Annotated in this window: 1 protein-coding gene; it reads left to right on the top strand. The window is 47.1% G+C overall.

The annotated features are described in order from the left end of the window. Positions 1–77 precede the first annotated feature (77 nt). Complete coding sequence (locus AC50YG_RS31830; RefSeq protein ID WP_494832874.1) at positions 78–1,298, top strand: IS256 family transposase; 1,221 nt, start codon at positions 78–80, stop codon at positions 1,296–1,298. The last annotated feature ends 42 nt before the right edge of the window (positions 1,299–1,340 follow it).

The following is a 1,340-nucleotide window of genomic DNA, read 5'->3' as shown; positions in this document are numbered from 1 at the left end:
GAGTCTGTAAAATATTCTGTGTAAACTCTCAAACCCGATTACAATAGAAGAAAGGCTGGTTTGAGAGGATGGCACCGATGGCGAGATTCAATAAGGAACAAGTGAAGGCATTTGTGAAGGAAAACAACCTCAAAACGATGGAAGATGTACAGTCGGCATTGAAGGAGCTATTTGCAGAGACCCTGCAATCCATGCTGGAGGCTGAGCTCGACACGGAGCTGGGCTATGAGAAGCATGATGTAAAAAGCAAAACGACACGCAATAGCCGGAACGGGAAAACGAAAAAGACAGTAACCAGTGAATACGGCGAGGTGGAGATTGCTGTCCCTCGTGATCGTCATGGCGAGTTTGAACCCGTGATTGTGAAGAAGCACCAATCCACCGTCACCGGTATTGAGGATCAAATCATCGCCATGTATGCGAAAGGTGTTAGCACAAGGGATATCCAAGATCACCTCCATCATCTGTACGGAATTGACGTCTCTCCAACCATGATTTCGAACGTGACCAACAAGATCGTACCCCTCATTAAAGAATGGCAGAATCGACCGTTGCAAGGCATCTATGCAGTCGTATTTATGGATGCGATTCATTACAAAGTGAAGCAAGACGGCGCCATTGTGAATAAGGCCGCCTACATGGTCATTGGCATCGATTTAGATGGCAACAAGGACGTATTAGGCATGTGGATTGGGGAGCACGAGTCCGCTAAATTTTGGCTCAGTGTGTTAAACGAGCTTAAAAACCGGGGGGTACAGGACATTCTGATCACCTGTGTGGATAATCTCACGGGCTTCTCTCAGGCGATCTCCGCCTGTTACCCGAACACCGAGATTCAGAAATGCATCATTCACCAAATCCGTAACTCCATCCGTTACGTCTCCTACAAGGATCTGAAAAAGGTAACCGCTGATTTAAAGCCGATCTACAAAGCGGTAACCGAAGAGGCTGCTCTGCTCGAATTAGATCGCTTTGAAGAACAATGGGGAAGCAAATACCAGCTCATGGTGCGCTCCTGGCGTACCAACTGGGATGAACTCTCCACCTATTTCAAATATCCACCTGAGATCCGTAAGCTCATTTATACGACCAATATGATTGAGAGCTATCACCGTCAGCTTCGGAAAGTGACAAAAGGAAAGAGCATTTTCCCAACCGACGAGTCCCTCCTCAAAATGCTTTATTTGGCGACGATGGATGTTACCCGAAAGTGGACAGGGCGTGTGCAGAATTGGGGACAAATGCTCCTCCAGCTCTCCGTCTTTTTCCCTGAACGGATCAGTCAGCACCTGCGTTAACTTTTGCTTCAACAGAGTTTACACAAAATTGTTGACAGACCC

This window comes from Paenibacillus sp. J31R34 (assembly GCF_059383715.1).
Note: the sequence above shows the minus strand (reverse complement) of the source record. Positions and strands in the feature narration are given on the sequence as shown.